The organism is Micromonospora sp. NPDC047521 (genome assembly GCF_055587305.1).
This window is the reverse complement of the sequence record NZ_JBVJGN010000004.1, coordinates 276,119-300,831: the sequence shown is the minus strand read 5'-3', so window position 1 is coordinate 300,831 and position 24,713 is coordinate 276,119. Positions and strand designations below refer to the sequence as shown.

Annotated in this window: 21 protein-coding genes; 7 read left to right on the top strand and 14 right to left on the bottom strand. The window is 72.3% G+C overall.

From position 1 onward, the window contains the following. Positions 1-319: 319 nt before the first annotated feature. From ACZ6N8_RS12140 to wecB, 3 genes are read left to right on the top strand one after another with little or no spacing between them, the layout of a single operon-like run. A complete protein-coding gene (locus tag ACZ6N8_RS12140; RefSeq protein WP_466009528.1) occupies positions 320-1,360 on the top strand; it encodes a polysaccharide biosynthesis protein in 1,041 nt (346 codons plus the stop codon). After that, entirely contained in the window at positions 1,354-2,478 is a 1,125-nt protein-coding gene (locus tag ACZ6N8_RS12135; protein WP_466009526.1) for a polysaccharide biosynthesis C-terminal domain-containing protein, read from the top strand. The genes ACZ6N8_RS12140 and ACZ6N8_RS12135 overlap by 7 nt, the downstream gene beginning before the upstream one ends. 22 nt (positions 2,479-2,500) lie before the next feature. After that, positions 2,501-3,625 (top strand): non-hydrolyzing UDP-N-acetylglucosamine 2-epimerase, encoded by a 1,125-nt coding sequence (wecB, locus tag ACZ6N8_RS12130; RefSeq protein ID WP_466009524.1) that lies wholly within the window; start codon positions 2,501-2,503, stop codon positions 3,623-3,625. A gap of 58 nt (positions 3,626-3,683) precedes the next feature. Here wecB and ACZ6N8_RS12125 read toward each other — a convergent pair whose 3' ends face one another. The 4 genes from ACZ6N8_RS12125 to ACZ6N8_RS12110 are packed head-to-tail and all read right to left on the bottom strand — an operon-like array spanning position 3,684 to position 7,337. After that, positions 3,684-4,895, bottom strand: coding sequence for a glycosyltransferase family 4 protein (locus ACZ6N8_RS12125; protein WP_466009523.1), 1,212 nt, complete (start codon positions 4,893-4,895; stop codon positions 3,684-3,686). After that, positions 4,892-5,539, bottom strand: coding sequence for a NeuD/PglB/VioB family sugar acetyltransferase (locus ACZ6N8_RS12120; protein ID WP_466009522.1), 648 nt, complete (start codon positions 5,537-5,539; stop codon positions 4,892-4,894). The genes ACZ6N8_RS12125 and ACZ6N8_RS12120 overlap by 4 nt, the downstream gene beginning before the upstream one ends. After that, positions 5,536-6,180, bottom strand: a complete 645-nt coding sequence (locus ACZ6N8_RS12115) for a sugar transferase (protein WP_466009520.1) — start codon at positions 6,178-6,180, stop codon at positions 5,536-5,538. The genes ACZ6N8_RS12120 and ACZ6N8_RS12115 overlap by 4 nt, the downstream gene beginning before the upstream one ends. Beyond that, positions 6,177-7,337, bottom strand: a complete 1,161-nt coding sequence (locus tag ACZ6N8_RS12110; RefSeq protein WP_466009519.1) for a DegT/DnrJ/EryC1/StrS family aminotransferase — start codon at positions 7,335-7,337, stop codon at positions 6,177-6,179. Before ACZ6N8_RS12110 ends, ACZ6N8_RS12115 begins: the two co-directional genes overlap by 4 nt. Before the next feature lie 219 nt (positions 7,338-7,556). Here ACZ6N8_RS12110 and ACZ6N8_RS12105 point away from each other — a divergent pair, with 219 nt between their 5' ends. After that, positions 7,557-8,513, top strand: a complete 957-nt coding sequence (locus ACZ6N8_RS12105; protein WP_466009518.1) for a DUF389 domain-containing protein — start codon at positions 7,557-7,559, stop codon at positions 8,511-8,513. Here ACZ6N8_RS12105 and ACZ6N8_RS12100 read toward each other — a convergent pair. From ACZ6N8_RS12100 to ACZ6N8_RS12090, 3 genes are all read right to left on the bottom strand, one after another. Beyond that, complete coding sequence (locus ACZ6N8_RS12100) at positions 8,434-8,910, bottom strand: hypothetical protein (RefSeq protein WP_466009516.1); 477 nt, start codon at positions 8,908-8,910, stop codon at positions 8,434-8,436. The two genes, ACZ6N8_RS12105 and ACZ6N8_RS12100, sit on opposite strands and share 80 nt — an antisense overlap. Positions 8,911-8,934: 24 nt before the next feature. After that, the gene (locus ACZ6N8_RS12095; protein ID WP_466009514.1) at positions 8,935-9,843 is read right to left on the bottom strand and encodes an aminoglycoside phosphotransferase family protein; all 909 of its coding nucleotides are present in this window, start codon (positions 9,841-9,843) and stop codon (positions 8,935-8,937) included. Positions 9,844-10,342: 499 nt separating this feature from the next. After that, positions 10,343-12,742 carry a Tex family protein gene (locus ACZ6N8_RS12090; RefSeq protein WP_466009835.1) on the bottom strand — a complete coding sequence of 800 codons (2,400 nt, stop codon included), beginning with the start codon at positions 12,740-12,742 and terminating at the stop codon, positions 10,343-10,345. 121 nt (positions 12,743-12,863) lie between these two features. Between ACZ6N8_RS12090 and ACZ6N8_RS12085 the strand changes: the two genes are divergently transcribed. Next, positions 12,864-14,375, top strand: coding sequence for a deoxyguanosinetriphosphate triphosphohydrolase family protein (locus tag ACZ6N8_RS12085; protein ID WP_466009512.1), 1,512 nt, complete (start codon positions 12,864-12,866; stop codon positions 14,373-14,375). Positions 14,376-14,408: 33 nt separating this feature from the next. Here ACZ6N8_RS12085 and ACZ6N8_RS12080 read toward each other — a convergent pair whose 3' ends face one another. The 7 genes from ACZ6N8_RS12080 to ACZ6N8_RS12050 all read right to left on the bottom strand — a co-directional run bounded on the left by ACZ6N8_RS12080 (position 14,409) and on the right by ACZ6N8_RS12050 (position 22,484). Beyond that, on the bottom strand, positions 14,409-15,551 hold the full coding sequence (locus ACZ6N8_RS12080) for an MBL fold metallo-hydrolase (protein ID WP_466009510.1): 1,143 nt from the start codon (positions 15,549-15,551) through the stop codon (positions 14,409-14,411). Between the two features lie 113 nt (positions 15,552-15,664). After that, positions 15,665-16,627 (bottom strand): serine hydrolase, encoded by a 963-nt coding sequence (locus tag ACZ6N8_RS12075; RefSeq protein WP_466009509.1) that lies wholly within the window; start codon positions 16,625-16,627, stop codon positions 15,665-15,667. 122 nt (positions 16,628-16,749) lie between these two features. Beyond that, entirely contained in the window at positions 16,750-17,688 is a 939-nt protein-coding gene (locus ACZ6N8_RS12070) for an SDR family NAD(P)-dependent oxidoreductase (RefSeq protein WP_466009508.1), read from the bottom strand. 55 nt (positions 17,689-17,743) lie between these two features. After that, a complete protein-coding gene (locus ACZ6N8_RS12065) occupies positions 17,744-18,928 on the bottom strand; it encodes a zinc-dependent alcohol dehydrogenase (RefSeq protein WP_466009506.1) in 1,185 nt (394 codons plus the stop codon). Between the two features lie 172 nt (positions 18,929-19,100). Beyond that, positions 19,101-19,865 carry a succinate dehydrogenase/fumarate reductase iron-sulfur subunit gene (locus ACZ6N8_RS12060; protein WP_364371625.1) on the bottom strand — a complete coding sequence of 255 codons (765 nt, stop codon included), beginning with the start codon at positions 19,863-19,865 and terminating at the stop codon, positions 19,101-19,103. After that, positions 19,862-21,799, bottom strand: a complete 1,938-nt coding sequence (locus tag ACZ6N8_RS12055) for a fumarate reductase/succinate dehydrogenase flavoprotein subunit (protein ID WP_466009504.1) — start codon at positions 21,797-21,799, stop codon at positions 19,862-19,864. Before ACZ6N8_RS12055 ends, ACZ6N8_RS12060 begins: the two co-directional genes overlap by 4 nt. A 1-nt stretch (position 21,800) precedes the next feature. Next, positions 21,801-22,484 (bottom strand): succinate dehydrogenase cytochrome b subunit, encoded by a 684-nt coding sequence (locus ACZ6N8_RS12050; protein WP_364371619.1) that lies wholly within the window; start codon positions 22,482-22,484, stop codon positions 21,801-21,803. A gap of 83 nt (positions 22,485-22,567) precedes the next feature. Between ACZ6N8_RS12050 and ACZ6N8_RS12045 the strand changes: the two genes are divergently transcribed. Together ACZ6N8_RS12045 and rfbB are read left to right on the top strand one after the other, a co-directional pair. Then, on the top strand, positions 22,568-23,497 hold the full coding sequence (locus tag ACZ6N8_RS12045; RefSeq protein ID WP_357985482.1) for a LysR family transcriptional regulator: 930 nt from the start codon (positions 22,568-22,570) through the stop codon (positions 23,495-23,497). 163 nt (positions 23,498-23,660) lie between these two features. After that, positions 23,661-24,701: a dTDP-glucose 4,6-dehydratase gene (gene rfbB, locus ACZ6N8_RS12040; RefSeq protein ID WP_466009502.1), complete on the top strand. Its 1,041-nt coding sequence runs from the start codon at positions 23,661-23,663 to the stop codon at positions 24,699-24,701. Positions 24,702-24,713: the final 12 nt, after the last annotated feature.

The window sequence follows — 24,713 nt, the reverse complement described above, 5'->3', positions numbered from 1 at the left end:
GCCCGGGGTACGCGGTCGGCGCGCGGCCTGGCGGGGGAGGGAGCGGCACGGAACCGTTTCTATCAGGTGAAGAACGGTAAAGTGGCGAATTCCCCCGACAAACATGGACCTTTTCGGCGCGATTTTGCGCAGGTGGAGGCTTGTTTGGGGTGTTTGGGTTAAACGCGTATCCCGGCCTGTCGGCCTTCGTTGACCCGGGTGCCGCAACCGGTGGGGCTTTCGCCTGGCCACCGGAGATCGGCGCCCGCGCGGCAGCGCGCAGCGCTGCGTCCGGGCTGGCGGGTGACAACCGCCCGTCGGGTGACGAACGGGAGAACCAATGAGCGTGATGACCGCGGGCCGCCGGGTGCTGATCACCGGCGGGACCGGATCCTTTGGACAGACGATGGCCCGACGCCTGCTCGACCGGGACGTCGCCGAGGTGCGGATCCTCAGCCGGGACGAGGCCAAGCAGGAAGCCATGCGACGGTCCCTCGGCGACGAACGGGTGCGCTACCACATCGGCGACGTCCGCGACGTCGACACCGTGCTGCGCGCCACCCGGGGCGTCGACTTCGTCTTCCACGCGGCGGCGCTCAAGCAGGTGCCGTCCTGCGAGTTCTTCCCCCTCGAAGCGGTGCGCACCAACATCCTCGGCAGCGGCAACGTCGTCGAGGCCGCCGCGCACAACGGGGTCAGCTCCGTGGTGGTGCTCAGCACCGACAAGGCCGTCTACCCGGTGAACGCGATGGGCATGAGCAAGGCGCTGATGGAGAAGGTCGCCCAGGCGTACGCCAGGAACAACCCGAACAGCGCCACCACCGTCTCCTGCGTCAGGTACGGCAACGTCATGTACTCGCGCGGCTCGGTGATCCCGCTGTTCATCGAGCAGATCAAGGCCGGCCGCGCGCCCACCGTCACCGATCCCGGCATGACCCGCTTCCTCATGTCGCTCGCCGACTCGGTCGACCTGGTCGAGCACGCCTTCCACCACGCCCGCCCCGGCGACGTGTTCATCCGCAAGGCCGCCGCCTGCACCATCAGCGACCTCGCCGAGGCCGTCTGCCAGCTCTTCGACGTGCCGTTCAAGTTGGACGTGATCGGCGTACGGCACAGCGAGAAGTGGCACGAGACCCTCGCCAGTCGGGAGGAGCTGGCCCAGGCCGACGACTTCGGCGACTTCTTCCGGGTGCCGCTCGACGCACGGGACCTCAACTACGCGCTCTACGTCTCCGAGGGCGAGCTGGGCGAGGTGCCGCGGGAGGACTTCAACTCGGCGAACGCCACCCGGCTCGGCGTACCCGAGGTGGTGGAGCTGCTCAAGACGCTGCCGGAGGTCCGGGCGGAGCTGGCGCTGCGCGACCCGGTGCTGGCGTGCTGAGCCTCGCCGTCACCGGCGCGGGCGGCTTCCTCGGCTGGCACGTGCGGGTCCTGCTGCGGGCGCTCGGCTGGCCCGAGCCGACAGTGCTGACCCGCGCGGACCTCGCCGACCCGGCCGTGGTCGCCCACAAGATCGCCGGCGTGGACCGGGTGCTGCACCTGGCCGGGGTCAACCGGGGTGAACCCGCCGACGTGGCCGCCGGCAACGTCCAGCTCGCCGCCCAGCTCGCCAACGGCCTGCGCGCCTGCCCGGACCCGCCCATCGGTGTGGTCTTCGCCAACTCGGTGCAGGCCGGCAACGGCACCCCGTACGGCGACGCCAAGGCCACCGCCGCCAGCATCCTCGCCGACACCGGCGTGCCGCTCGACGACCTGCTGCTTCCCAACCTGTACGGCGAGCACGGCCGGCCCTGGTACAACTCGGCGGTCGCCACCTTCTGCCGGGTGCTCGCCGAGGGCGGCCAGCCGGAGGTGCACGCCGACCGGGAGATGGACCTGGTGCACGTCACCGACGCCGCGGCCCGGCTGGCCGGTGTGGCGGCGGGCGGCTCCTGGGACCCGGCGATGCCGGCGCTGCGGACCGGGGTCCGTGCCCTCGCCGACCAGCTCGCCTCGTACGCGGACATCTACCGCACCGGCGAGATCCCGCCGCTTGGCGACAGGCACGCCGTACGGCTGTTCAACACCTACCGGTCGCACTGTTTCCCGGCGCACTACCCGCTGGCCCTGCCCACCCGGGCCGACGCCCGGGGAGCGCTCGTCGAGACGGTGAAGACGCACGGGGGAGCGGGGCAGACGTTCTGCTCCACCACCCGGCCCGGCATCACCCGCGGCGAGCACTTCCACCTGGCCAAGGTGGAACGGTTCGTGGTGCTGCGCGGCACCGCCGAGATCAGCCTGCGCCGGATCGGCGACACCGACGTCGTCCGGTTCCCGGTCAGCGGCGACGAACCTGTGGTGGTCGACATGCCGACCATGTGGGCGCACAACATCACCAACACGGGCCGCGACGAGCTGCTCACGCTCTTCTGGACCAACGAGCTGTTCGACCCGGAACGGCCCGACACGTGGCCCGAACCGGTCGGGACCGAGCACCGGGTGCCGGCCGGCGTCCGGTGAGTGACAGGCGGAGGGAGACCACATGACCCGGGTGATGACAGTCGTCGGCACCCGTCCCGAGATCATCCGACTGTCCCGGGTGCTCAGCCGGCTCGACGACACAGTCGACCACGTGCTTGTGCACACCGGACAGAACTGGGACGCCACCCTCTCCGACGTGTTCTTCACCGAGCTGCGCCTGCGGCAACCCGACAGGTTCCTGCGTGTCGACACCTCGTCCCTGGGCCGGGTGCTCGGCGGGGTCCTCGTCGGCATGGAGGCGGCGATCGCCGAGGTGCGGCCCGACGCGCTGCTCGTGCTCGGCGACACCAACAGCTGCATCGCCGCGCTGATGGCCCGCCGGATGCGGGTGCCGGTCTACCACATGGAGGCCGGCAACCGCTGCTTCGACCTGAACGTGCCGGAGGAGACGAACCGGCGCCTGGTCGACCACGTGGCCGACTTCAACCTGGTCTACACCGAACACGCCCGACGCAACCTGCTCGCCGAGGGCCTGCACCCGCGCCGGATCCTGCACACCGGCTCGCCGATGCGCGAGGTGCTGGAGCACTACCGGGCGCCGATCGCCAGCTCCACAATCCTGCGCCAGCTGGAACTCGACAAGGGCGGCTACTTCCTGGTCAGCGCGCACCGGGAGGAGAACGTCGACCGGCCCGACCGGCTCCAGCGGCTGCTGGACTGTCTGGTCGCGGTCCGCGACAGGTGGGGTCTGCCGGTGCTCGTCTCCACCCACCCGCGTACCCGCAAGCGGTTGGAGGCGTTGGCGCCGGACGCCACCGCGCTGGACGGCATCGCCTTCCACGAGCCGTTCGGGCTGCTCGACTACGTGCACCTGCAGACCAGGGCGTACTGCACGCTGTCGGACAGCGGCACGATCAGCGAGGAGGCCGCAATCCTCGGCTTCGGCGCGGTGACCCTGCGCGAGTCGATCGAACGCCCCGAGGCGCTCGACGCCGGCGGGATCATCATGACCGGCCTCGACCCGCAGGGCGTGGTCGAGGCCGTCGAGGTGACTGTGGCGCAGGTCGCCGCGCAGGGGGTGCCCTGCCCGGCCGACTACCAGGTGCCGGACACCTCGCGGCGGGTGGTCGACTTCATCCTCTCCACGGTGCGTCGCCACCACGACTGGGCCGGCATCCGGCACTGACGCGCGACGGGCGGTCGGTGGTCCGGCGGGACCGGCCACCGACCGCCCACCGTCGTGGTCACCGCCTGCGGGCCGCCACGTCCTCCACGAGGTCCGCCACCTCGGCCGCCGCCCGCAGGTCGTCGAAGGACGCCAGCACGTGCTGGCGGGCCAGCCTGCCGCGCAGCGTCAGCGTTCCGGCGACCCAGCCCCGGTACGCGGTGTCGAGCGCGTCCACCAGGGCTGTCGGGTCAGCCGGTGGCACCACCCAGCCGGAACGTCCGGTGACCGCCTCGGGTAGCCCGCCGGCCGCGCTGACGATGCTCGGCACGCCCATCGAACCGGCCTCGACCGCCGCCATCGGACTGTCGCAGAGCGACGGCGCGACGCTCACGTCGGCGGCGGCGTAGCAGGGCCGCACGTCCGGCACCGACTCCACCCAGGTCACCCCGGGGTCGTCGGCCACGCCGAAGGATTCGCCCAGGTGCCGCCGGTAGCTCTCCCCGGCCGCCGTCCAGCCGCCGCCGACGAGCAGCAGGTGCGCGTCCGGGTGCCGGCGGCGGAACGTCCGCCACGCGGCCAGCAGGACGTCGTGCCCCTTCACCCCGCGACCGGAGTGCACCAGGCGCTTGGGCGGGTAGACGTAGGAGACCATCACCGCCAGGAACGCGCTCTGGTCGATGCCCAGCTCGGCGCGCAGCTTCGCCCGCTGGTCCGGGCCTGTGGCCTCCGGGCTGAACGCGTCGGTGTCCACCCCGTACACCGCCACCGGCCGCCGCTGCGGCGGGCAGCCCAGTTCGCCGTACCGGGCGGAGGCGTACCGGCAGCCGCAGACCACCAGGTCGTCCAGCCGCCACATCAACCGCTCCACCGACCGGACGAGCCGGGACTCCAGGTACGCCGGACCGGCCACCATGTGCACCCGGCGCACCGGCATTCCCAGGGTGGCCAGCCGCACCGCGTACGCCGAGGCGATCAGGTGGTACTGCACCACGTCGGGGCGCAGCCGCCGCAGCAGCGCCCGCAGCCGCAGCAGCCCGACCGCCGCGTGCCTGCCCATCGTGAAGTCGTACGGGGAGTCGAGCACCTCGAAGCCCCGCCGCTCCAGCTCGTCGGTGAGCCGGCCGGCCCCCCGGGGCAGCACCACTGTCACCTCGTGCCCCCGGTGGCGCAGCTCCTCGACCTGCGGCAACAGCCACATCCCGCCGGCGTTCGTCTTGACCAGCACCGCGATGCGCAGTCGGCGGACCCCGAGCGGGTGACCCACGCCGGGGCCGCCGGAGGCGCTCACCGGGCCGGGACTCCCTTGACCACCGTGCCGGCCGGTACGTCCCGGACCACGCAGGCTCCCGCGCCGACCGTCGCGCCGGCGCCCACCCGCAGCTTCTGCAACACGACCGCCCCGGCGCCGATCAGCACCCCGTCGCCCAGCCGGCAGTCGCCCGAGACCGCCCCCAGCGGGTTGACCGAGACGTGGTCGCCCAGCTCACAGTCGTGCGCCACAGCGCTGTTCTGGTTGAGGTGCACGTGCCGGCCGAGCGTGACGTTCGTGGTGACCCGGGCGCCGGGGAACGCGATCAGACCCTCGCCGTAGACGGCATCCGGGCCGACTGTGGCGTCCGGGTGCACAAGCACCGCGGCCGGCAGGCCGTACCCGGCCAGCCGTCCGTCCACCGCCCGGCGGGACGCCGGGTCCCCGATGCCCAACGCCAGGTACGTGCCGGCGGGCTGCTCGGCGAGGTGGCCGGTCCCGCCCAGGTAGGGCACCTCCAGCCGCTGCACCCGCTTCAGGTTGACCTCGCTGGGCCGATCGTCGACGAATCCCCGTACCCGCCACGGTGGCGCGCCAGCGGCTGCGGCGTTGACGGCCCGGACGATGCCGAACACCTCCCTGCCGTGCCCGCCGCAGCCGACGATGACGAGGTCCACGCTCACCGGTGGGCCTCCGCCGCGCCGGCGCCGGCCAGCTCGGCCGGACCGAGGTATTCGTGCGCGGTGGCCGCGCCGGCCGCGGTGATCCCCTCCCGCCGCAGCACGGTGCGGACCGTGCGCAGCAGGATGCGCAGGTCCAGCCGGAGTGAGCGCTGCCCGACGTAGCGCACGTCGAGGGCGAAACGCTCCTCCCAGCTCAGCGCGTTACGCCCGTACACCTGCTGGAGGCCCGTGATGCCGGGGCGGACGTCGTGGCGGCGGAACTGCTCAGGCGTGTACCGGTCCAGGTACGCCGGCAGCAGCGGGCGCGGCCCCACCAGGCTCATCTCGCCGCGCAGCACGTTCCACAGTTGCGGCAGCTCGTCCAGGCTGGTGGTGCGCAGCCAGCGACCGAACGGGGTCAGTCGCGAGCCGTCGTTCGCCGGCGCGGTGTCCTCGCCCCCGACCGTCATCGAGCGGAACTTGACAAGCTCGAACAGCCGCCCGTGCCGCCCGGGCCGGGCCTGCCGGAACAGCACCGGCCGACCCATCGTGATCAGGACAGCCAACGCCACGGCGGCGAGCACAGGCGTGGCCAGCAGCAGACCGACGGCGGCGACCAGCACGTCCAGCACCCGCTTCACGGCGTCGTACGGCCGGCTCACCGGTGCCCCCCGAGGAACTCGGCGATCCCGCCGACCACGCGATCGACCTGCTCGTCGGTGAGGGCGGAACCGCTGGGCAGCGAGAGACTTGTGGCGAAGAGCTGGTCGGCGGCGCCGGTGAGGGCGACCTGCCGGTCGGCGTACACCGGTTGGCGGTGCATCGGTTTCCACATCGGCCGGCTCTCCACCCCGAGCCGGGCCAGGTGCGCGGCGAGGTCCCCGGCGTGCCAGCCGGACCGCTCCGGCTCGACCACCACGGAGGTCAGCCAGCAGTTCGAGCCGGGGTCGCCGGCGCCGAGGATGCGGGTGCCCGGTACGGCGGCGAAGAGTCGCGCGTACCGGTCCCGTAGAGCCCGCCGCCTGGCGATCATCGGGTCCAGTCTGCTGAGCTGCGCCCGGCCGAGGGCCGCCAGCAGGGTGCTGAGCCGGTAGTTGTAGCCGATGTCGCGGTGCTCGTAGTGCGGCACCGGTTCGCGGGCCTGGGTGGCGAGGTGCCGGGCCCGGGCCACGAGCGCGGCGTCGTCGGAGACGAGCATCCCGCCGGCCGAGGTGGTCATGATCTTGTTGTGGCTGAACGAGTAGATCCCGACCCGGCCGAGTGTGCCGGCACACCGTCCACGGTAGGTGGAGCCGAGGGCCTGTGCGGCGTCCTCCACCACAGGGACGCCGGTGGCCGCGCAGAGCGGCAGCAGCCTGTCGTAGTCGGCGCAGCGGCCGTTGATGTCGACGACAAGGACGGCGGCGACCCGTCGACCGGCGTCGGCGAGGCGGCCCAGCAGGTCGGATAGCAGGTCGACGTCGACGTTGCCGGTGGCAGCGTCACAGTCCACGAAGACCGGTTCGGCGCCTGTGTAGGTGACCGCGTTCGCGGTGGCGGCGAAGGTGAGCGTGGGCACCACCACGACGCTGTCCGGTCCGGCCCCCACCGCGAGCAGCGCCAGGTGCAGTGCGGCGGTGCCGGAGGAGAGCCCCAGCGCGTACCCGACGCCGACCCGCGCGGCGACCTCCCGCTCGAACGCGCCCAGCTCGGGCCCGTCGGGGTCGAATCGGCCGGTGCGCACGGCGCGCAGCAGGTAGGACTCCTCCAGCTCACCGACGTCCGGTGGGGAGAGGTAGACCGGGTCGGTCACCGCCGGGCCGCCGCTGCGCGGCGCCACGGGCGGACGGTGGTGGATCAGGTCCACGGACGGCGCCTCCGATCGGACGTGACAAAAGACCACAATGGTTGTAGCAGGGCCTATGGCGGTGCATAGGTGGTTTCGCCGATTCTGCGGCGAATCGGGCCGACTGGCCCCGACGTCCGAACCGGTCGTCCGGTCCGGCCCGCTAGAGTGCTGCCGGCCGTGCCTGCGTGCCGCGTACAACAGGGAGAACGAGTGCTGCACCTGAGGGTGATCGCCCCTGCGGACCGATCCGCCGAGGTCGTCGACCTGCTGGCCGCCGAGGCGGGGGTGACCCACCTGGCCGTGCTGCCCGGCGTGGCCCGGCAACCGCAGGGTGACCTGATCCTCTGCGACGTGGTCCGGGAGAGCGCCGACGGCGTTCTGCGGGGCCTCCAGCAGCTCGGGGTGGAGGCGAGCGGCGGTATCTCCGCCGACGACGTCGAGCTGACCATCTCCGAGTCGGCCGACCGGGCCGCGGAGAGGGCCCCGGGCAGCGGCGCGGACGCGGTGGTGTGGGACGAGATCGCGGCGAAGACCGGCGAGCAGACCGAGTTGTCCGGCACCTACCTGGTGCTGATCGTGGTGGCCACCATGATCGCCGGTATCGGCGTGCTGCTGGACCAGCCGATCCTCATCGTCGGCGCGATGGTGGTCGGCCCGGAGTTCGGCCCGCTCGCCGCGCTCTGCGTGGCGCTGCTGCGCCGCAGGCTCGACGTGATCGGCCGCTCGGTGCAGGCCCTCACCGTCGGCTTCCTGGCGGCAATGGTGGCGACCGTGCTGAGCACCTGGGCGCTGACCGCCGCTGGTCTGGTCAGCGAGGAGATGCTGCGCGCCGAACGACCGCTGACCAGCTTCATCTGGCGGCCCGACGCGCTGTCCTGGGTGGTCGGCCTGCTCGCCGGCGTCGCCGGCATGCTCTCCCTGACGTCGAAGAAGTCCGGAAGCCTGGTCGGGGTGCTGATCTCGGTGACCACGGTGCCGGCCGCGGCGAACGTGGCCGTTGCCGCCGCCTACGGCGTGTGGGACGAGGCGGGCGGTTCGGCACTCCAGCTGGTGATCAACGTGTGCGCGATCGTCCTGGCCGGGCTGCTCACTCTCCTGGTCCAGCAGGCCTGGTGGTGGGACGTGGCCCGCCGGAATCGCCTGGCGCGTCGTCAAGCAGCCGGGTGAGCAGGGTCCGCAACGGCATCGACTCGCCGTCCCGGCCACCCGCCCCGACGACAAGCGGCGCCGGGCTGGGCTGCGGGTCGACGCCGAACAGCCGGGCCCGCAGGCCACCCGGCACGGTCAGCAGGTGGAACCGGCCGTCCACGTCCACCGCCCGGGTGCCGGCCCGGTCGACGTACCAGCCGGTCAGCCGGGTGCGGTAGCGCCCGCGCCCGTCGTAGCCCCGCGCGACAAGCCGGGTGGTGGGCAACCCGCGCCGGGTCGCCTCGGCCACGAACCAGGCCACCAGCTCCGCCGCCTGCGCCTGCTCGGCCGCCCGCCGCCGGGCGTCCGCGTCGGCGTGCGCCCGGACCGCCTGTCGCTGCCGCTCCCGCCACTGCGGGTCGTCGCCCTCCACCACGAGCCGACGGTACGCGACCCGGGCTCAGCCGAGGACGGCCCGCAGGGTGTGCCGGGCGATGTCGGCCATCACCGGGTTGGTCTCGACGTAGTACGGCAGCGCGTTGATCGCCTGCTCCAGGGCCCAGCCGCGCCCCCGCTCCCACGTCGCGTCGTCCACGCCCAACGCCCGCCGGTACGTCCCGCGCGCCCCCGCGTCGAACAGGTTCCACGCGGGCATCAGGTCCACCGCCGGATCGCCCACACCTACCGCGCCCAGGTCGATGACCGCGGCCAGCCGACCGTCGCGGACCAGCAGGTTGCCAGGCATCAGGTCGGCGTGGATCCAGACGTCGGCGGGGTCGTCCCGGCGCACGTCCCGGCACCGGTCCCACACCTGGGCGAGCGCGGCGGTGTCGGTGAGTTCGCCGCTGACGGCGAGGGCGGCCCGCACACCGGCGTCCTGGCCGGCCAGCGGCCCACCCCGGCCGGACCCCGACCAGGCCTGGCCGCCGGCGTCGATCGCGTGCAGGGCGTTGACGACGCCGGCCAGGTCCCGGGCGAAGGCGTCCAGGTCGCCGAAGTGGCCGGGGTGGATCGGCTCGCCAAGGATCCAGCGGTACGCCGTCCACGGCCCGGGGTACCCCTCACCCGGCTCGCCGAGGCCGAGCGGTTCGGGCACCGCGATCGGCAGGTGACGGCCGAGCAGCCGAGCGTGCTCCTGCTCCCGCAGCAGCTCGGCCCGCAGCTCGGGGTGGGCCGTCGGTTGCAGGGGAAACCGAAGGACGATCTCCGCGCCGAGCCGGAAGAGGGCGTTCACCGTGCCGGACGAGGGGAGCGGACGAACGGGGAGCGCCCGCCACTCGGGAAACTGCTCGGCGACCAGGGCGGCCACCACCTCGGCGCTGACGTCGAACTGATCGGCGTGCATCTTCACCGCGAGATCATCACGCATCGCCGTGCTGCCAGGCGAGCCGATTTCCCCGGGTCCGCACCGTTCCTCCGTGGCTCCCTCATCCCCGACGGCGCTTGCGGGTTCGGGGGAGCCCGGTGCAGGCGGCCCCTGTCGAGCTGCCCCAGATCTGGACCGCCGCCGCGTCGACACGTCCCAGATCTGGACTGCCGCCGCGTCGACACGTCCCAGATCTGGACTGCCGCCGCGTCGACACGTCCCAGATCTGGACTGCCGCCGCGTCGACCCACCCCACAAGTGGGGCAGCTCGACAGGCTGCCGTGAGCAGTCGGGCTGCCTCAGATGTGGACGGCGGTCGCACGGACTCGCCCCACGGGTGGGGCAGCTCGACAGGTTGCCGTGAGGACCCGGCGGCGTAGGACAGAGCGCTGACGATCAGGCAGTGGGCAGCCCCGCCTGTGCTCCTCGACCTCCACCAGGACGCCGTGCCGCGGAGCACCGGGCAGGCCCGCGATCGAGGCCTGCCCGCCCCGCTGGCCGGTCAGGCCAGACCGGCCCGGCGCAGGGCCTCCGCCATCGCGTCGTTGGCCGGCGCCGGCGCGCTCTGCCGCTGCTGCCCGCCGCGACCACCCTGCCCGCCCCGGGAACCCTGTCCTCCGCGACCACTCTGCCCTGCAGGACCACCCTGCGGCCCGCGCTGCGCCGGGCCGCCACGCCCCTCCTGGCTCGTCCGACCACCACCACCGGCGGCTGGCTCGTCGTCGAGGCGCAGGGTCAGCGAGATGCGCTTACGGGGTACGTCCACGTCGAGCACCCGGACCTTGACCACGTCGCCGGACTTCACCACCTCGCGGGGGTCCTTGACGAAGGTCCGGGACATCGCCGACACGTGCACGAGGCCGTCCTGGTGCACACCGACGTCCACGAACGCCCCGAATGCCGCCACGTTGGTGACCACGCCCTCCAACACCATCCCGGGCGTCAGGTCACCGATCTTCTCCACCCCCTCGACGAAGGTGGCGGTGCGGAACTCCGGTCGCGGGTCGCGGCCCGGCTTCTCCAGCTCGGCGAGGATGTCGGTGACGGTGGGCAGGCCGAACCGGTCGTCGACGAAGTCGGTCGCCCGCAGCCCACGCAGGATCGCGCTCCTGCCGATCACCGAGCGCAGGTCCTGACCGGTGCTGGCGAGGATGCGACGCACCACCGGGTACGCCTCGGGGTGCACGCTCGACGAGTCCAGCGGGTCGTCACCATCGGCGATGCGCAGGAAGCCGGCGCACTGTTCGAACGCCTTCGGCCCGAGCCGGGCCACCTTCTTCAGGTCCGTACGCGAGCGGAACGGCCCGTTGGCGTCCCGGTGCAGCACGATGTTCTCCGCCAGGCCGGCGCCGATCCCGGAGACCCGGGTCAGCAGCGGCGCGGAGGCGGTGTTGACGTCCACCCCCACCGCGTTCACGCAGTCCTCCACGACCGCGTCGAGCGACCGGGACAACTTCACCTCGGACAGGTCGTGCTGGTACTGCCCGACCCCGATCGACCGCGGGTCGATCTTGACCAGCTCGGCGAGCGGGTCCTGGAGCCGTCGGGCGATGGAGACCGCGCCGCGCAGCGACACGTCCATCCCGGGCAGCTCCTGCGAGGCGTACGCGGAGGCGGAGTAGACCGACGCGCCGGCCTCGGAGACCATCACCTTGGTCAGGTTGAGCTGCGGATGCCGCTTGATCAGGTCGCCGGCCAGCTTGTCGGTCTCCCGCGAGGCGGTGCCGTTGCCGATCGCGATCAGCTCCACCCCGTGCGCGCCGGCCAACCGGGCGAGGGTCTCCACCGAGGCGTCCCACTGCCGGCGCGGCTCGTGCGGGTAGATCGTGTCGGTGGCGAGCACCTTGCCTGTGGCGTCCACCACCGCCACCTTCACGCCCGTCCGCAGACCCGGGTCCAGACCCATCGTTGGCCGGCTGCCGGCCGGCGCGGCGAGCAGCAGGTCACGCAGGTTGGTGGCGAAGACCCGGACCGCCTCCTCCTCGGCCGCCTGCCACAGCCGCATCCGCAGGTCCGCGCCGAGGTGGATGAGGATCCGCGTACGCCAGGCCCAGCGGACCGTGTCGGCCAGCCACCTGTCGGCCGGGCGGCCCGCGTCGGACACCCCGAACCGGCCGGCGATGGCCGCCTCGTACCGGCTCGGACCGGTCGGCGCGGCATCCGCCTCGCCGGCCTCCTCCGGTTCCATGGTCAGGTCGAGCACGCCTTCCTTCTCGCCCCGGAACATCGCCAGGATCCGGTGCGAGGGCAGCTTCGGGTACGGCTCGGAGAAGTCGAAGTAGTCGGCGAACTTGGCGCCGGCCGTCTCCTGACCCTCGCGTACCCGGGACACCAGCCGGCCCCGCGACCACATCTGCTCGCGCAGCGTGCCGATCAGGTCGGCGTCCTCGGCGAAGGTCTCGATGAGGATCGCGCGGGCGCCCTCCAGCGCGGCGGCGGCGTCGGCGACGCCCTTCTCCGCGTCGACGAACCCGGCGGCCGTGGCCCTCGGGTCCTGCGTCGGATCGGCAAGCAGCGACTCGGCGAGCGGCGCCAGCCCGGCCTCGCGGGCGATCTGCGCCCGGGTCCGCCGCTTCGGCTTGTACGGCAGGTAGATGTCCTCCAGCCGGGACTTCGAGTCCGCCGCCATGATCTGCGCTTCCAGGGCCTCGTCGAGCTTGCCCTGACCGCGGATCGACTCCAGGACCGCCGCCCGCCGCTCGTCCAGCTCCCGCAGGTAGCGCAGCCGCTCCTCAAGCGTGCGCAGCTGGGTGTCGTCGAGCAGGCCGGTGGCCTCCTTGCGGTAGCGGGCGATGAACGGCACTGTGGCGCCGCCGTCGAGCAGCTCCACGGCCGCCCGCACCTGACGCTCGGCCACGCCGAGCTCGTCGGCGATCCGCTGATGAACAGACTGGGTCACGATCTCGATCCGCCTTCGGGAGTGGGTACCGCCTGCATTCTGCCGGGCGGCCCCGGCCGCTGTCGCCGCGCCCGGCCGGGTGACCCGGCGGCGGTCCCACCCGGCCTGCGCTAGCGTGGCGATCATGGAAACACCTGCGGAGCCGCGCGCCCGGCGGCTCTTCGGCGGCAGCGCCCGGGCCCTCGGCGACCTCGCGGCCAACCCGTTCCGCGCCGACCGGGACCGGATCGTCGGCTCGCCGTTCTTCGCCCGCCTCGGCGGCGTCACCCAGGTCATCAGCCCGGTCGGCTCCGGTCTGCTGGTGCACAACCGGCTCACCCACAGCCTGAAGGTCGCCCAGGTGGCCCGGTCGATCGCCGAACGGCTCACGGCCGACGAGCGGTGGCGTGACCTGCTGGACAAGCTCGGCGGCTGCGACCCGGACGTGGTGGAGGCCGCCGCGCTCGCCCACGACCTCGGCCACCCGCCGTTCGGGCACCTGGGGGAGCGGGTGCTGGACCGGCTGGCCCGCCAGCGCCTCGGCCTCCCCGACGGCTTCGAGGGCAACGCCCAGTCGTACCGGATCGTCACCAGCACCGAGATCCGGGGCGCGGCCACCACGGGGCTGGACCTGACCGCCGCGGTCCGCGCGGCGATGCTGAAGTACCCGTGGACCCGGCTGGACTACCCCGACCCGCACCCGCGCCTGCTGGACCCACCGCCCCGGGGCGCGACCCCGCCGCCGGACGACCCGGAGAGCGGCTCGCTGAAGTTCGGCGCGTACCGGACCGAACTGGACGACCTGCGGCAGGCGCGGGAGCCGTTCGCCGGCCGCATCCCGGACTGGCAGCAGACAGTCGAGGCATCGGTGATGGACACCGCCGACGACATCGCGTACGCCATCCACGACGTGGAGGACTTCTACCGCGTCGGTGTGCTCCAGCAGGGGGCGGTGTCGGCCGAGCTGATGGCCTGGCAGCGCGAGAGCGGGCAGCTCCGGGCGATCACCGACGCGGCGCTGGCCATCGCGGCCCGGCGGCCCGGCGCGGCGATCGAGCGGCTCCGCCGGCAGCTGCACCGCAAGGACGCCTGGATCGCCGACGACGACGCGTTCGCCGCCGCCGTCGAGCATGTCCGCGAGGAACTGGTCGACGGGCTGCTGGCGATGCCGTTCGACGGTTCGATCGAGGCCGAGCAGTACGTGGCCCGGTTCTCCGCCCGCTGGTCCACCCGCTTCGTCGAGGCGATCACCGTGACCGACCAGCCCTCGGTGCGCTCCGGGTACGTGCTGCTCGGCTGCGCGCAGTGGCACGAGGTGCAGGTGCTCAAGTTCGTCCACCACCGGTTCGTGCTGGCGCGCCCCGACCTGGCCCTGCACCAGCGGGGTCAGGCCCGGCTGCTGGGCACCCTGGTGGAGGCGCTGTGGGAGTGGCTGCTCGACCCGGAGGAGGAGTCCCGGCTGCCCCGCCGGCTGCACGACCTGGTGGAGCTGGCCGAGGCGGAGCTGCACCCGCGTACGCCGGACCGGATCGGGCGGGCCCGGGGTCGGGCCATCGTGGACTTCGTCGCGCAACTCACCGACGGTCAGGCGGTCGCCATGCTGGACGCGCTCTCCGGCCGCTCCGGCGCGCTCTGGACCGACGCGTTCGTGCTCTGAGCCCGACCCGGGCGATGCCCGCTCCGGCCCGGCTCAGGCGATGGCCTGCCACCAGCCGTCGACGGCGGGCGGCTCGTCGACCACCACCCGCTCGCCGGGGCGCGGCACCGCCAGCCGCACGTCGCGGGCCTTCGCCTCGGCCCACAGCCTGTTCACCGGCTCGGACCAGTCGTGCAGGGCCAGGTTGAACGTCGCCCAGTGCACCGGGATGAACAGCCCGCCGCGCAGGTCGAGGTGGGCGTTCACCGCCTCCTCGGGGAACATGTGGATGGTCGGCCAGGCCGTGTCGTACGCGCCGATCTGCATAAGCGTCACGTCGAACGGCCCGTGCTCGGCGCCGATCGCCGCGTACCCGTCGAAGTAGCCGGAGTCGCCTGTGTAGAAGACCCTGCGGCGTGCCCCGGCCACCACCCACGAACTCCACAGCGTGCCGTCGCGGCGCAGCCCCCGGCCGGAGAAGTGCTGGGCGGCGGTGGCGGTGATCTCCAGGCCGGCGACCTGGTGCGACTCGGACCAGTCCAGCTCGATGATCCGGTCGGCGGGTACGCCCCACCGGTCCAGGTGCGCGCCCACGCCGAGCGGCACCAGGAACGGCGCGGACTGACCGGCAAGCAGCGCCCGCACGGTGGCCATGTCCAGGTGGTCGTAGTGGTCGTGGGAGATCAGGATGGCGTCCAGCGGGGGCAGCTCGTCCAGGCGTACCGGTGGCTCGTGCAGCCGGCGGGGGCCGACCAGGGCGGACGGCGAGCACCTGTCGCTCCACACCGGGTCGAGCAGGACCCGCCGGCCCTCGATCTCGATGAGCGCCGAGGCGTGGCCGTACCAGACGATGTTCAGCTCGTCGGCGGTGTCGGCGGCGGGCGACTCGCTCGGGCGAAGCAGTGGCACGGGCGCGGTGGGACGCCGCTTCTGCTTACCGAAGATCAGCTCGCGGACCAGGTTGCGACCGGGGTCGGCGACCATCGTGCGGGTGCCGGCCCGGTTGTGGAAGGTGCCGTCGTGGAACTGCGGCGAGCGGGCCGCCCGTTCGGCGCGGGCGCCGGCGAGCCGGCCGCCGAGCGCCGCCGGTACGTCCCGGGCCGCCCAGGCCAGGCCGGCCAGCGCGGCGAGCCCGGCCGCGCCCCGCATCCGTCGCCCGAGCGACCGTTCGACGTCAGTGCTCCGTGTTGGTGCCATCGCCGTCCCTCCGAGGTGTCCGCCCTACACGGTAGTCACCTCGGGGCCGGCGTGCCGGGACGGGTTCCCGTGCGGGTCGGCCGCCGCCGGCGGCGGCCGACCCGGGGCCGGGCTCAGCCGCCGTTGCTGGGGCGCCGGGTGGCGGTCCGGTACGCGGCGCCGGTGCCGGCGAGCCGGTCCACAGCCGTCAGGAACTTCGGACCCATGGCGGCCCGGGCCTGCACCGCCGGGTGGGTGGCGCCGAAGTTGTCCGGGTCGGCCTGCCCGTCGGCGAAGAGCGCGTACGTGAGCACCGCCGCGCCGGACCGGTCGAAGATCACACCGGCCTCGTGGCGGGCGTCGGCGAACCAGCCGGCCTTGGTGGCGATGCGGGCCCGCTCGTCGGAGGACATGGTGCGCCTGATGCCGTCGGTGAACGCCACCGGGGAGCGCAGCAGCCCGAGCAGGTACGCCGTCGAGGTGGGGGAGAGCAGCGTGCCGCCGACCAGGGCCCGCAGCAGGTCGTGCGTCTCCCGGGGAGTGCTGGTGCCGAGGAAGAACCGGTTGGGGTTGGCCACCGGCTCGACCTGGGTGTTCGGGAAACCCTTGCCGACCAGGATCGTGTTGATCTCGGCGGCCGGGGCGACCAGCCCGCACAGCCGCACCGCCGTGTCGTCCGAGACGGTCAGCAGGTTGGCCAGCACGTGCCCGAGGGTCACGCTGCTCGGGTAGGCGCCGTCCAGGCTGAAGATGCCGTCACCACCCGGCACGACGATCGCGGCCGTGACGTCGACCCGCTGGTCCAGCGTGAGCAGCCCCCTGTCGACCTTGTCCAGCACCGCCGTGGCGACCGCGATCTTGTTGACGCTGTACGCCTCGATCCGCCGGTCCGCGTCGGCGGCCACCGCGACGACAGGCGCGCCGGCCGGGTCGGCAACGCTCACGTACGCCTGCCAGTTGCCACCGGCCTCGGTGCTGTGCCGGGCGAAGACCGTGGCGACCCGACGGGCGGCCCGGGCGGGGGTGGTCGGCGCGGCCTCGGTGTCGGCGGCGCTCGCGGGTGTGGCGGCGCCGAGTACCGTGCCGGCGGTGGCCACCGTCCCGAGTCCGAGTGCTGTCCTGCGGTTCAGCCGGATAGTCAATCTTCTCTCCCGTCGTGGGGCGCCGGAGCGCCTGCCGGCCCACCACCCTAGGCGAGTTGATCGATACACGATGCCCCTCAGCCGAGCCGTCGGCGAAGTGCGGCGCCGACCGTCCACGCCGGCCCGGACAGCTGCCGGGCGAGTTGCCGCAGGTCGGGAACGTGACCGCCGCGTACGGCCTCGCCCGCCGGGTTCGGGGTGAAGACCGAGCCGTCGTGCGCGGCGATCGCCCGTCCGCTCAGGCCGGCCAGCCTCATCAGCGGTCCGACCAGGACGTCGTAGACACCCGGGACCAGTGTGAAGCCGGCGCGCATCACCACGTTCAGCCGCCCCACCGACACCTCCCGGCGCGGCCGGTCCACGCAGTCGACGATGGCCCGGGCCACCCGCTGCGGGCCGGCGACCGGCGGCGGGGGCCTGCCGATCCGGCCCAGGTAGTTGGCCGCCTGCTGGTACACCGGAGTGTCCACACTCCCCGGGTTGACCAGGCAGAGCCGGATCCGCGGGGTGTCGCGCAACTCCTGCTGCACCGTCCGGGCCAGCCCCTGCAGACCCCACTTGCTGGCCACGTACGCGCTCATGTACGGGGCGGTGATGTGCCCGAGCACCGAACCGGTGAGGATCAGCGTGCCGGCGCCGGTGGCCCGGAAGTGCCGCAGCGCCACCCGCGCCGCACCGGCCGCGGCCAGCAGGTCGGTGCGCACCACCTGCTCGAAGATCCGCTCGGGCAGCTCGTCGAAGCGGCCGTACGCCATCACCGCGGCGGTGTGCACCCACACGTCGATGCGACCGAACCGCCCGATCGCCGCGTCGGCGAGCGCCTCCAACGCGCCCGGCTCGGTGACGTCGGTGGGCACGGTCAACACGTCGGCGTCGGCGCACTCCGCGCGTACCTCGGCGAGGGTCTGTGGGGCGCGGGCGGCGAGGACCAGGCGGTCGCCGCGCTCGGCGAACGCCCGGGCCGTCGCCCGCCCGATTCCACTCGTCGCACCGGCGATCACCACCACCCGACTCACGGGGCCACCGCTGTTCGTGACTGCGGGGCTCGCAGGATCGGCTCACTCCTCGCACTCACGGGGCCAGGACCACCTTGATGCAGCCGTCCTCCTTCTTCTGGAACATCTCGTACGCCTGCGGGGCCTCGCTCAGCGGCAGCCGGTGGGTGCGCAGGTCCTCCACGCCCAGCGGGTCGTCGTCGCCGGAGAGCAGCGGCAGGATCTCGTCGGTCCACCGGCGGACGTGGCACTGACCCATCCGCAGCTGGATGCCCCTGTCGAACATCTCCATCATCGGCATCGGGTCGGCCTCGCCGCCGTAGACGCCGGAGAGCGAGACGGTGCCCCCGCGACGGACTCCCTTGAGCGCGGCGTGCAGGACGGCCAGCCGGTCCACGCCGGCCTTGTCGGTCATCGTCTGGGCCAGCTTGTTCGGCAGCAGCCCGGCGGCGGTCTGGGCCAGCTTGCCCGCCGGAGAGCCGTGCGCCTCCATGCCGACGGCGTCGATCACCGCGTCCGGGCCGCGCCCGTCGACCAGGTCGATGAGCGTGCCCGGCACGTCGGTCAGCTCGCTGACGTCGAGCACCTCGATGCCGTGCCGGCGGGCCAGCTCCAGCCGCTCCGGCACCAGGTCCAGCCCGATGACCCGGCCGGCGCCGAGGTGCCGGCCGATGCGGGCGCAGAACTGGCCGACCGGGCCCAGCCCGAACACGGCCAGGGTGCCGCCGGGCGGGGTGTCCGCGTACTTCACGGCCTGCCAGGCCGTCGGCAGGATGTCCGAGAGGTAGAGGTAGCGCTCGTCGGCCCCGGTCTGCGGGATCTTGATCGGTCCGAACTGGGCGTGCGGGACGCGCAGGTACTCGGCCTGGCCGCCGGGCACCGAGCCGTAGAGCGAGGTGTACCCGAACAGCGCAGCGCCCTTACCCTCGCCGGTGACCTGGGTGGTCTCGCACTGGGCGTAGAGCTGACGCTCGCACATCCAGCAGCTGCCGCAGGAGATGTTGAACGGAATCACCACCCGGTCCCCGGGCTTGAGCCGGGTCACTCCCGACCCGACCTCCTCGACGATGCCCATCGGCTCGTGGCCGAGGACGTCGCCGGGCTTCAGGTACGGCCCCAACACCTCGTACAGGTGCAGGTCGGAGCCGCAGATCGCCGTCGAGGTGATCTTCACGATTGCGTCGGTCGGTTCCTCGATCCGGGGATCCGGCACCTCCTCGACCCGTACGTCCCGCTTGCCCTGCCAGGTCAGTGCCTTCATATCGGGTTCCTCCCTCGGTTGCTGCCTGACTGCTACCCGGGGGAAGGGAGTTGAACCGGCCGCGTCACCGGTGAGAGCGGGTCATCAAGGCCCGGGCTCACCGCAACCGCCGCTGCCAGACGCCGGACCGCCGCACCCCGAGTCGGGGTACGGCGGTCCGCTGGCGCGTGGGTCAGGAGCCGGGGGTGTTGCCGGCGCCCTTGGTGGTGGCCGCGAGGTAGTCGCGGTTGAGCCGGCCGATGGTGTTCAGCGGGATGCCCTTGGGGCAGACCACAGTGCACTCGCCGGCGTTGGTGCAGCCGCCGAAGCCTGCCTCGTCGTGCGCGTCGACCATGCCGATCACCCGGGTGTAGCGCTCCGGCTGGCCCTGCGGCAGCAGCGAGAGCTGGGTGAGCTTGGCGGCGGTGAAGAGCATGCCGGAGCCGTTCGGGCAGGCCGCGACGCAGGCGCCGCAGCCGATGCAGGCCGCCGACTCGAAGGCGGCGTCGGCGTTGGCCTTGGCCACCGGGGTGGAGTGCGCCTCGGGCGCGCTGCCGGTCGGCGCGGTGACGTAGCCACCCGCGGCGATGATCTTGTCGAAGGCGCCCCGGTTGACCACCAGGTCCTTGATGACCGGGAAGGCGCTGGCCCGCCACGGCTCGATGTCGATCGTGTCGCCGTCCTTGAACTGCCGCATGTGCAGCTGGCACGCGGTCGTGCCGCGCTGCGGCCCGTGCGCGTCCCCGTTGATCATCAGGCCGCACATGCCGCAGATGCCCTCGCGGCAGTCGTGGTCGAACGCGACCGGGTCCTCGCCGTCGAGGATGAGCCGCTCGTTGAGCACGTCGAGCATCTCCAGGAACGACATGTCCGGGGACACGTCGTCGACCGGGTAGGTCACCATCCGACCCTTGTCCTCAGGGCCCTTCTGGCGCCAGATGCGCAGGGTCAGGTTCACTTGTAGCTCCGCTGCGTGGGGTGGACGTATTCGAACTTGAGGTCTTCCTTGTGCAGCACCGACGGCTCGCCGGTGGCGGTGAACTCCCAGGCCGCCACGTACGCGAACCGGTCGTCGTCGCGCTGCGCCTCGCCGTCGGGCGTCTGGTGCTCGGCCCGGAAGTGGCCGCCGCAGGACTCCTCGCGGTGTAGGGCGTCGATGCACATCAGCTCGGCCAGCTCGAAGAAGTCGGCCACCCGGCCGGCCTTCTCCAGCGACTGGTTGAGCTCCTCACCGGTGCCGGACACCTTGACCCGCTGCCAGAACTGCTCGCGCAGGTCGCGGATCTCGCCGATCGCCTTGCGCAGGCCGGCCTCACTGCGCTCCATGCCGCAGTGCTCCCACATGATCTGGCCCAGCTCCCGGTGGAACGAGTCCACCGTCCGGTCGCCGTTGACGGCCAGCAGCCGCTGGATCCGGTCCTCGACGTCGGTACGCGCCTCGACGGCCGCCGGGTGGCTGGCGTCGACCTTCTCCAGGGGGCCGGAGGCCAGGTAGTTGGCGATGGTGGTGGGCAGCACGAAGTACCCGTCGGCGAGGCCCTGCATCAGCGCCGAGGCGCCGAGCCGGTTCGCGCCGTGGTCGGAGAAGTTCGCCTCGCCGATCACGAACAGGCCGGGGATGCTCGACTGGAGGTCGTAGTCGACCCAGAGGCCGCCCATCGTGTAGTGCACGGCGGGGTAGATCCGCATCGGCACCTCGTACGGGTCCTCGCCGGTGATCCGCTCGTACATCTCGAAGAGGTTGCCGTACTTGGCCTCGATGGCCTTGCGGCCGAGGCGGTCGATCGCGTCGGCGAAGTCGAGGTAGACGCCGAGCTTGGTCGGCCCGACGCCCCGGCCCTCGTCGCACACGTTCTTCGCGGCGCGGGAGGCGATGTCGCGGGGGACCAGGTTGCCGAAGGACGGGTAGATCCGCTCCAGGTAGTAGTCCCGCTCGTCCTCGGGGATGTCGCGCGGGTTGCGGTCGTCGCCCTTGTTCTTCGGCACCCAGACCCGGCCGTCGTTGCGCAGCGACTCGCTCATCAGGGTCAGCTTCGACTGGTGGTCGCCGGAGACCGGGATGCAGGTCGGGTGGATCTGCGTGTAGCAGGGGTTGGCGAAGTACGCGCCCTTGCGGTGCGCCCGCCAGGTGGCGGTGACGTTGCAGCCCTTGGCGTTTGTGGAGAGGTAGAAGACGTTGCCGTACCCGCCGGAGGCGAGCACGACCGCGTCGGCCATCTCGGTGCTGATCTCGCCGGTGACCAGGTCCCGCACGACGATGCCGCGCGCCTTGCCGTCGACGATGACCAGCTCCAGCATCTCGTGCCGCGCGTTCATCTCCACGTTGCCGAGGCCGATCTGCCGCTCCAGGGCCTGGTACGCGCCGAGCAGCAGCTGCTGGCCCGTCTGGCCCCTGGCGTAGAAGGTGCGCTGCACCTGGGCGCCACCGAACGATCGGGTGTCCAGCAGGCCGCCGTACTCGCGGGCGAACGGCACGCCCTGCGCGACGCACTGGTCGATGATGTTCACCGACACCTCGGCCAGGCGGTGCACGTTCGACTCGCGGGACCGGAAGTCGCCGCCCTTGACGGTGTCGTAGAAGAGGCGGTGCACCGAGTCGCCGTCGTTGCGGTAGTTCTTGGCGGCGTTGATGCCGCCCTGCGCAGCGATGGAGTGCGCGCGGCGCGGGCTGTCCTGGTAGCAGTAGGACTTCACGTGGTAGCCCTGCTCGGCCAGGGTGGCCGCGGCGGAGCCGCCGGCCAGGCCGGTGCCCACCACGATGACAGTCATCTTGCGGCGGTTGGCGGGGTTGACGAGCTTGGCCTCGAAGCGTCGGGTCTCCCAGCGCTTCTCGATCGGGCCGGTGGGAGCCTTCGTGTCGGCGATCGGGTCGCCCTCGGTGAAGAGTTCCATGTCAGGACACCAATCCGGTGAGAACGGCGAACGGGACCACCAGGTATCCGGCGCAGAGGGCCACGGCGAAGACGAGCGCGGCGTTGCGCGCCCGCCGCTCGCCGCGTGGCGTCTGCTGGCCGAGGCTGCGGAACGCGCTGAACGCGCCGTGGCGCAGGTGGAAGCCGAGCGTGACGATCGCCAGGGTGTAGAAGAGCGTGACGTACCAGCGTTCCGGCGCGAAGTCGGCGACGACGTTGCCGTACGGGTTGCTGGGGTCGCCGACCGGGTTGAGCGTGCCTGTGGTCAGGTCCAGGAGGTGGTAGATCACGAACAGCAGGATGATCACGCCACCCCAGCGCATGGTGCGGGCGGCGTAGCTGCCCCGGACCTTCTTGCGGTGGGCGTACTTGACCGGGCGGGCGGCGCGGGCCCGAAGGGCGAGCACTGTCGCGGCCCAGATGTGGCCGACGACCGCCACCACGAGCACGGTACGCAGGATCCACAGGAACCAGACCCCGGGCAGCAGTGGCTTGCCGATGTCGCGCAGCCAGTGCGCGTAGTGGTCGAACGAGGTCTCCCCCGTGAACACCTTCAGGTTCCCGAGCATGTGGGCGATCAGGAACAGCACCAGCACAATGCCCGTCACCGCCATGACGGCCTTGAGACCGACGTTCGAGCGGATGGGCGACCGAGTTTTCGTCATTACCACGTGACCGACGCTAGGAGGACTTTGATCAGTCGTCCAATGCATCGAACTCGCAGCGTTGATAGCCATAAGCTATGTAGATGCAGCTCCATCAGCTCAGGTACTTCGTCGCGGTGGCCGAAGTACGACATTTCACCCAAGCCGCCGACCTTGTGGGCATCACTCAGCCTTCTCTCAGTAAGCAAATTCACGCTCTGGAGACCGACCTCGGGGCGCCCCTGTTCGAGCGGGTAAGGGGCAACATCACCCTCACGGCGGCCGGCGAGGTGCTGCTGCCGTTGGCCACCCGGATCCTGGCCGACGTGGAGACCGCCACCCGGGAGGTGCAGGAGCTGGTCGGCCTCCGGCGGGGCCGGGTCCGCCTCGGCGCCACGCCGAGCCTGGCCACCTCGCTCGCCCCGCCGGTCCTGCGCCGCTTCCGCGACGCACATCCGACGGTGGACCTGCGGGTCGAGGAGGGCGGCTCCCAGGACCTGGTGCGCGACCTGCTGCGCGGCGACCTCGACCTGGCCCTGATCATCATGCCGGCGCAGGGCGCCGACCCGGGCCTGCGCGTCGACCCGATCCTGCGCGAGAGCCTCGTGGTGGCGTCGGTGGGGGAGGTGCCGACCGCCTCGGCGACCGGGGAGCTGCACATCACGGACCTGCGCGACCAGCCGATGGTGATGTTCCGCGAGGGGTACGACCTGCGCGACGCCACCATCCAGGCGTGCCGCGAGGCGGGCTTCGAGCCGACCTTCGCTGTGGACGGCGGTGAGATGGACGCCGTGCTCAGCTTCGTCGAGGCCGGCCTCGGCATCGCGCTGGTACCCGGCATCGTGCTGGCCCGGCGACCCGGGGTTCGGATCACCCCCCTGGCCCCGCCGGGAGTGCGGCGGACCATCGCGGTGGCCCGTCGGCGCGACGTCGTGCCGACCCATGCCGGCCGGGAGCTGCGACGGATCCTCCTCGACTACGTGCAGTCGGCGATCGAGCGCGACGACCTGCCCCCGGGCGTGGATCCCCGCTGATCGGCCCGACGGCGGGCCGCTTGCTTAATTCGTCCTTAAGGGCGCTGTATCACTGTCAGTGTTGATGACCGTCACCTAAGGTGGGTTCGTGCGCGGGGCAAAAGCCCCATTCGTCTCAGCAGAGCTCACCGGTGGACGTTTCTCGCCGGCAGGGAGGCCATACATGAGGATCCTGGTGACCGGCGCCGCTGGCTTCATCGGTTCGCATTTCGCGCGCAGCCTGCTCGCCGGGCGCTATGTCGGCTTCGAGCACTGCGACGTGACGGTTATCGACAAGCTGACCTACGCCAGTGACCGGGCCAACCTGCCGGCCGCGCACCCCCGTCTGACGTTCATCCGTGGCGACATCTGCGACCGCCAGCTGCTCACCGACGTGGTGCCCGGGCACGACGCGGTGGTGCACTTCGCCGCCGAGTCGCACGTCGACAGGTCCATCGACGACCCGGCGCCGTTCTTCGAGACCAACGTGATGGGCTCGCACCACCTGCTGGCCGCCTGCGCGCGCGGTGGGGTCGGCCGCGTCGTGCACGTCTCCACCGACGAGGTGTACGGGTCGATCAGCGAGGGCTCCTGGAACGAGAGCTGCGTCCTGGAACCGAACTCCCCGTACGCGGCCTCGAAGGCGGCGAGTGACCACGTGGTGCGCTCCTACTGGCGTACGTACGACGTGGACGTCTCGATCACCCGCTGCGCCAACAACTACGGGCCGTACCAGAACGTGGAGAAGGTCATCCCCCGATTCGTCACCAGCCTGCTCTCCGGGCAGGACATCACCCTGCACGGCGACGGCGGCGCGGTGCGCGAGTGGCTGCACGTGGACGACCACTGCCGGGCCATCGCGCTGGTCCTGGCCAAGGGCCGCGCCGGCGAGGTCTACAACATCGGCGGCGACATCGAGCTGACCAACCGCGCCCTCGCCGAGCGGATCCTGCGGCTGGCCGGCGCCGGCTGGGAACGGGTCCGGCACGTGCCGGACCGCAAGGTCCAGGACCAGCGCTACTCGCTGGACTACCGCAAGATCTCCGAGGAGCTCGGCTTCGAGCCGCAGATCCGGTTCGAGGACGGCCTGTCCGAGGTCTTCCACTGGTACCGGGAGAACCGCCCCTGGTGGGCGCCCACCGCCGCCGAGGCGCGCAACGCGGCGTTGACCAGCTCCGTGCGGGGCGTCCCGGCCAGCCGGGCGCTGTCCGTCCCGGCGCACTGACCGGTCCGCGAC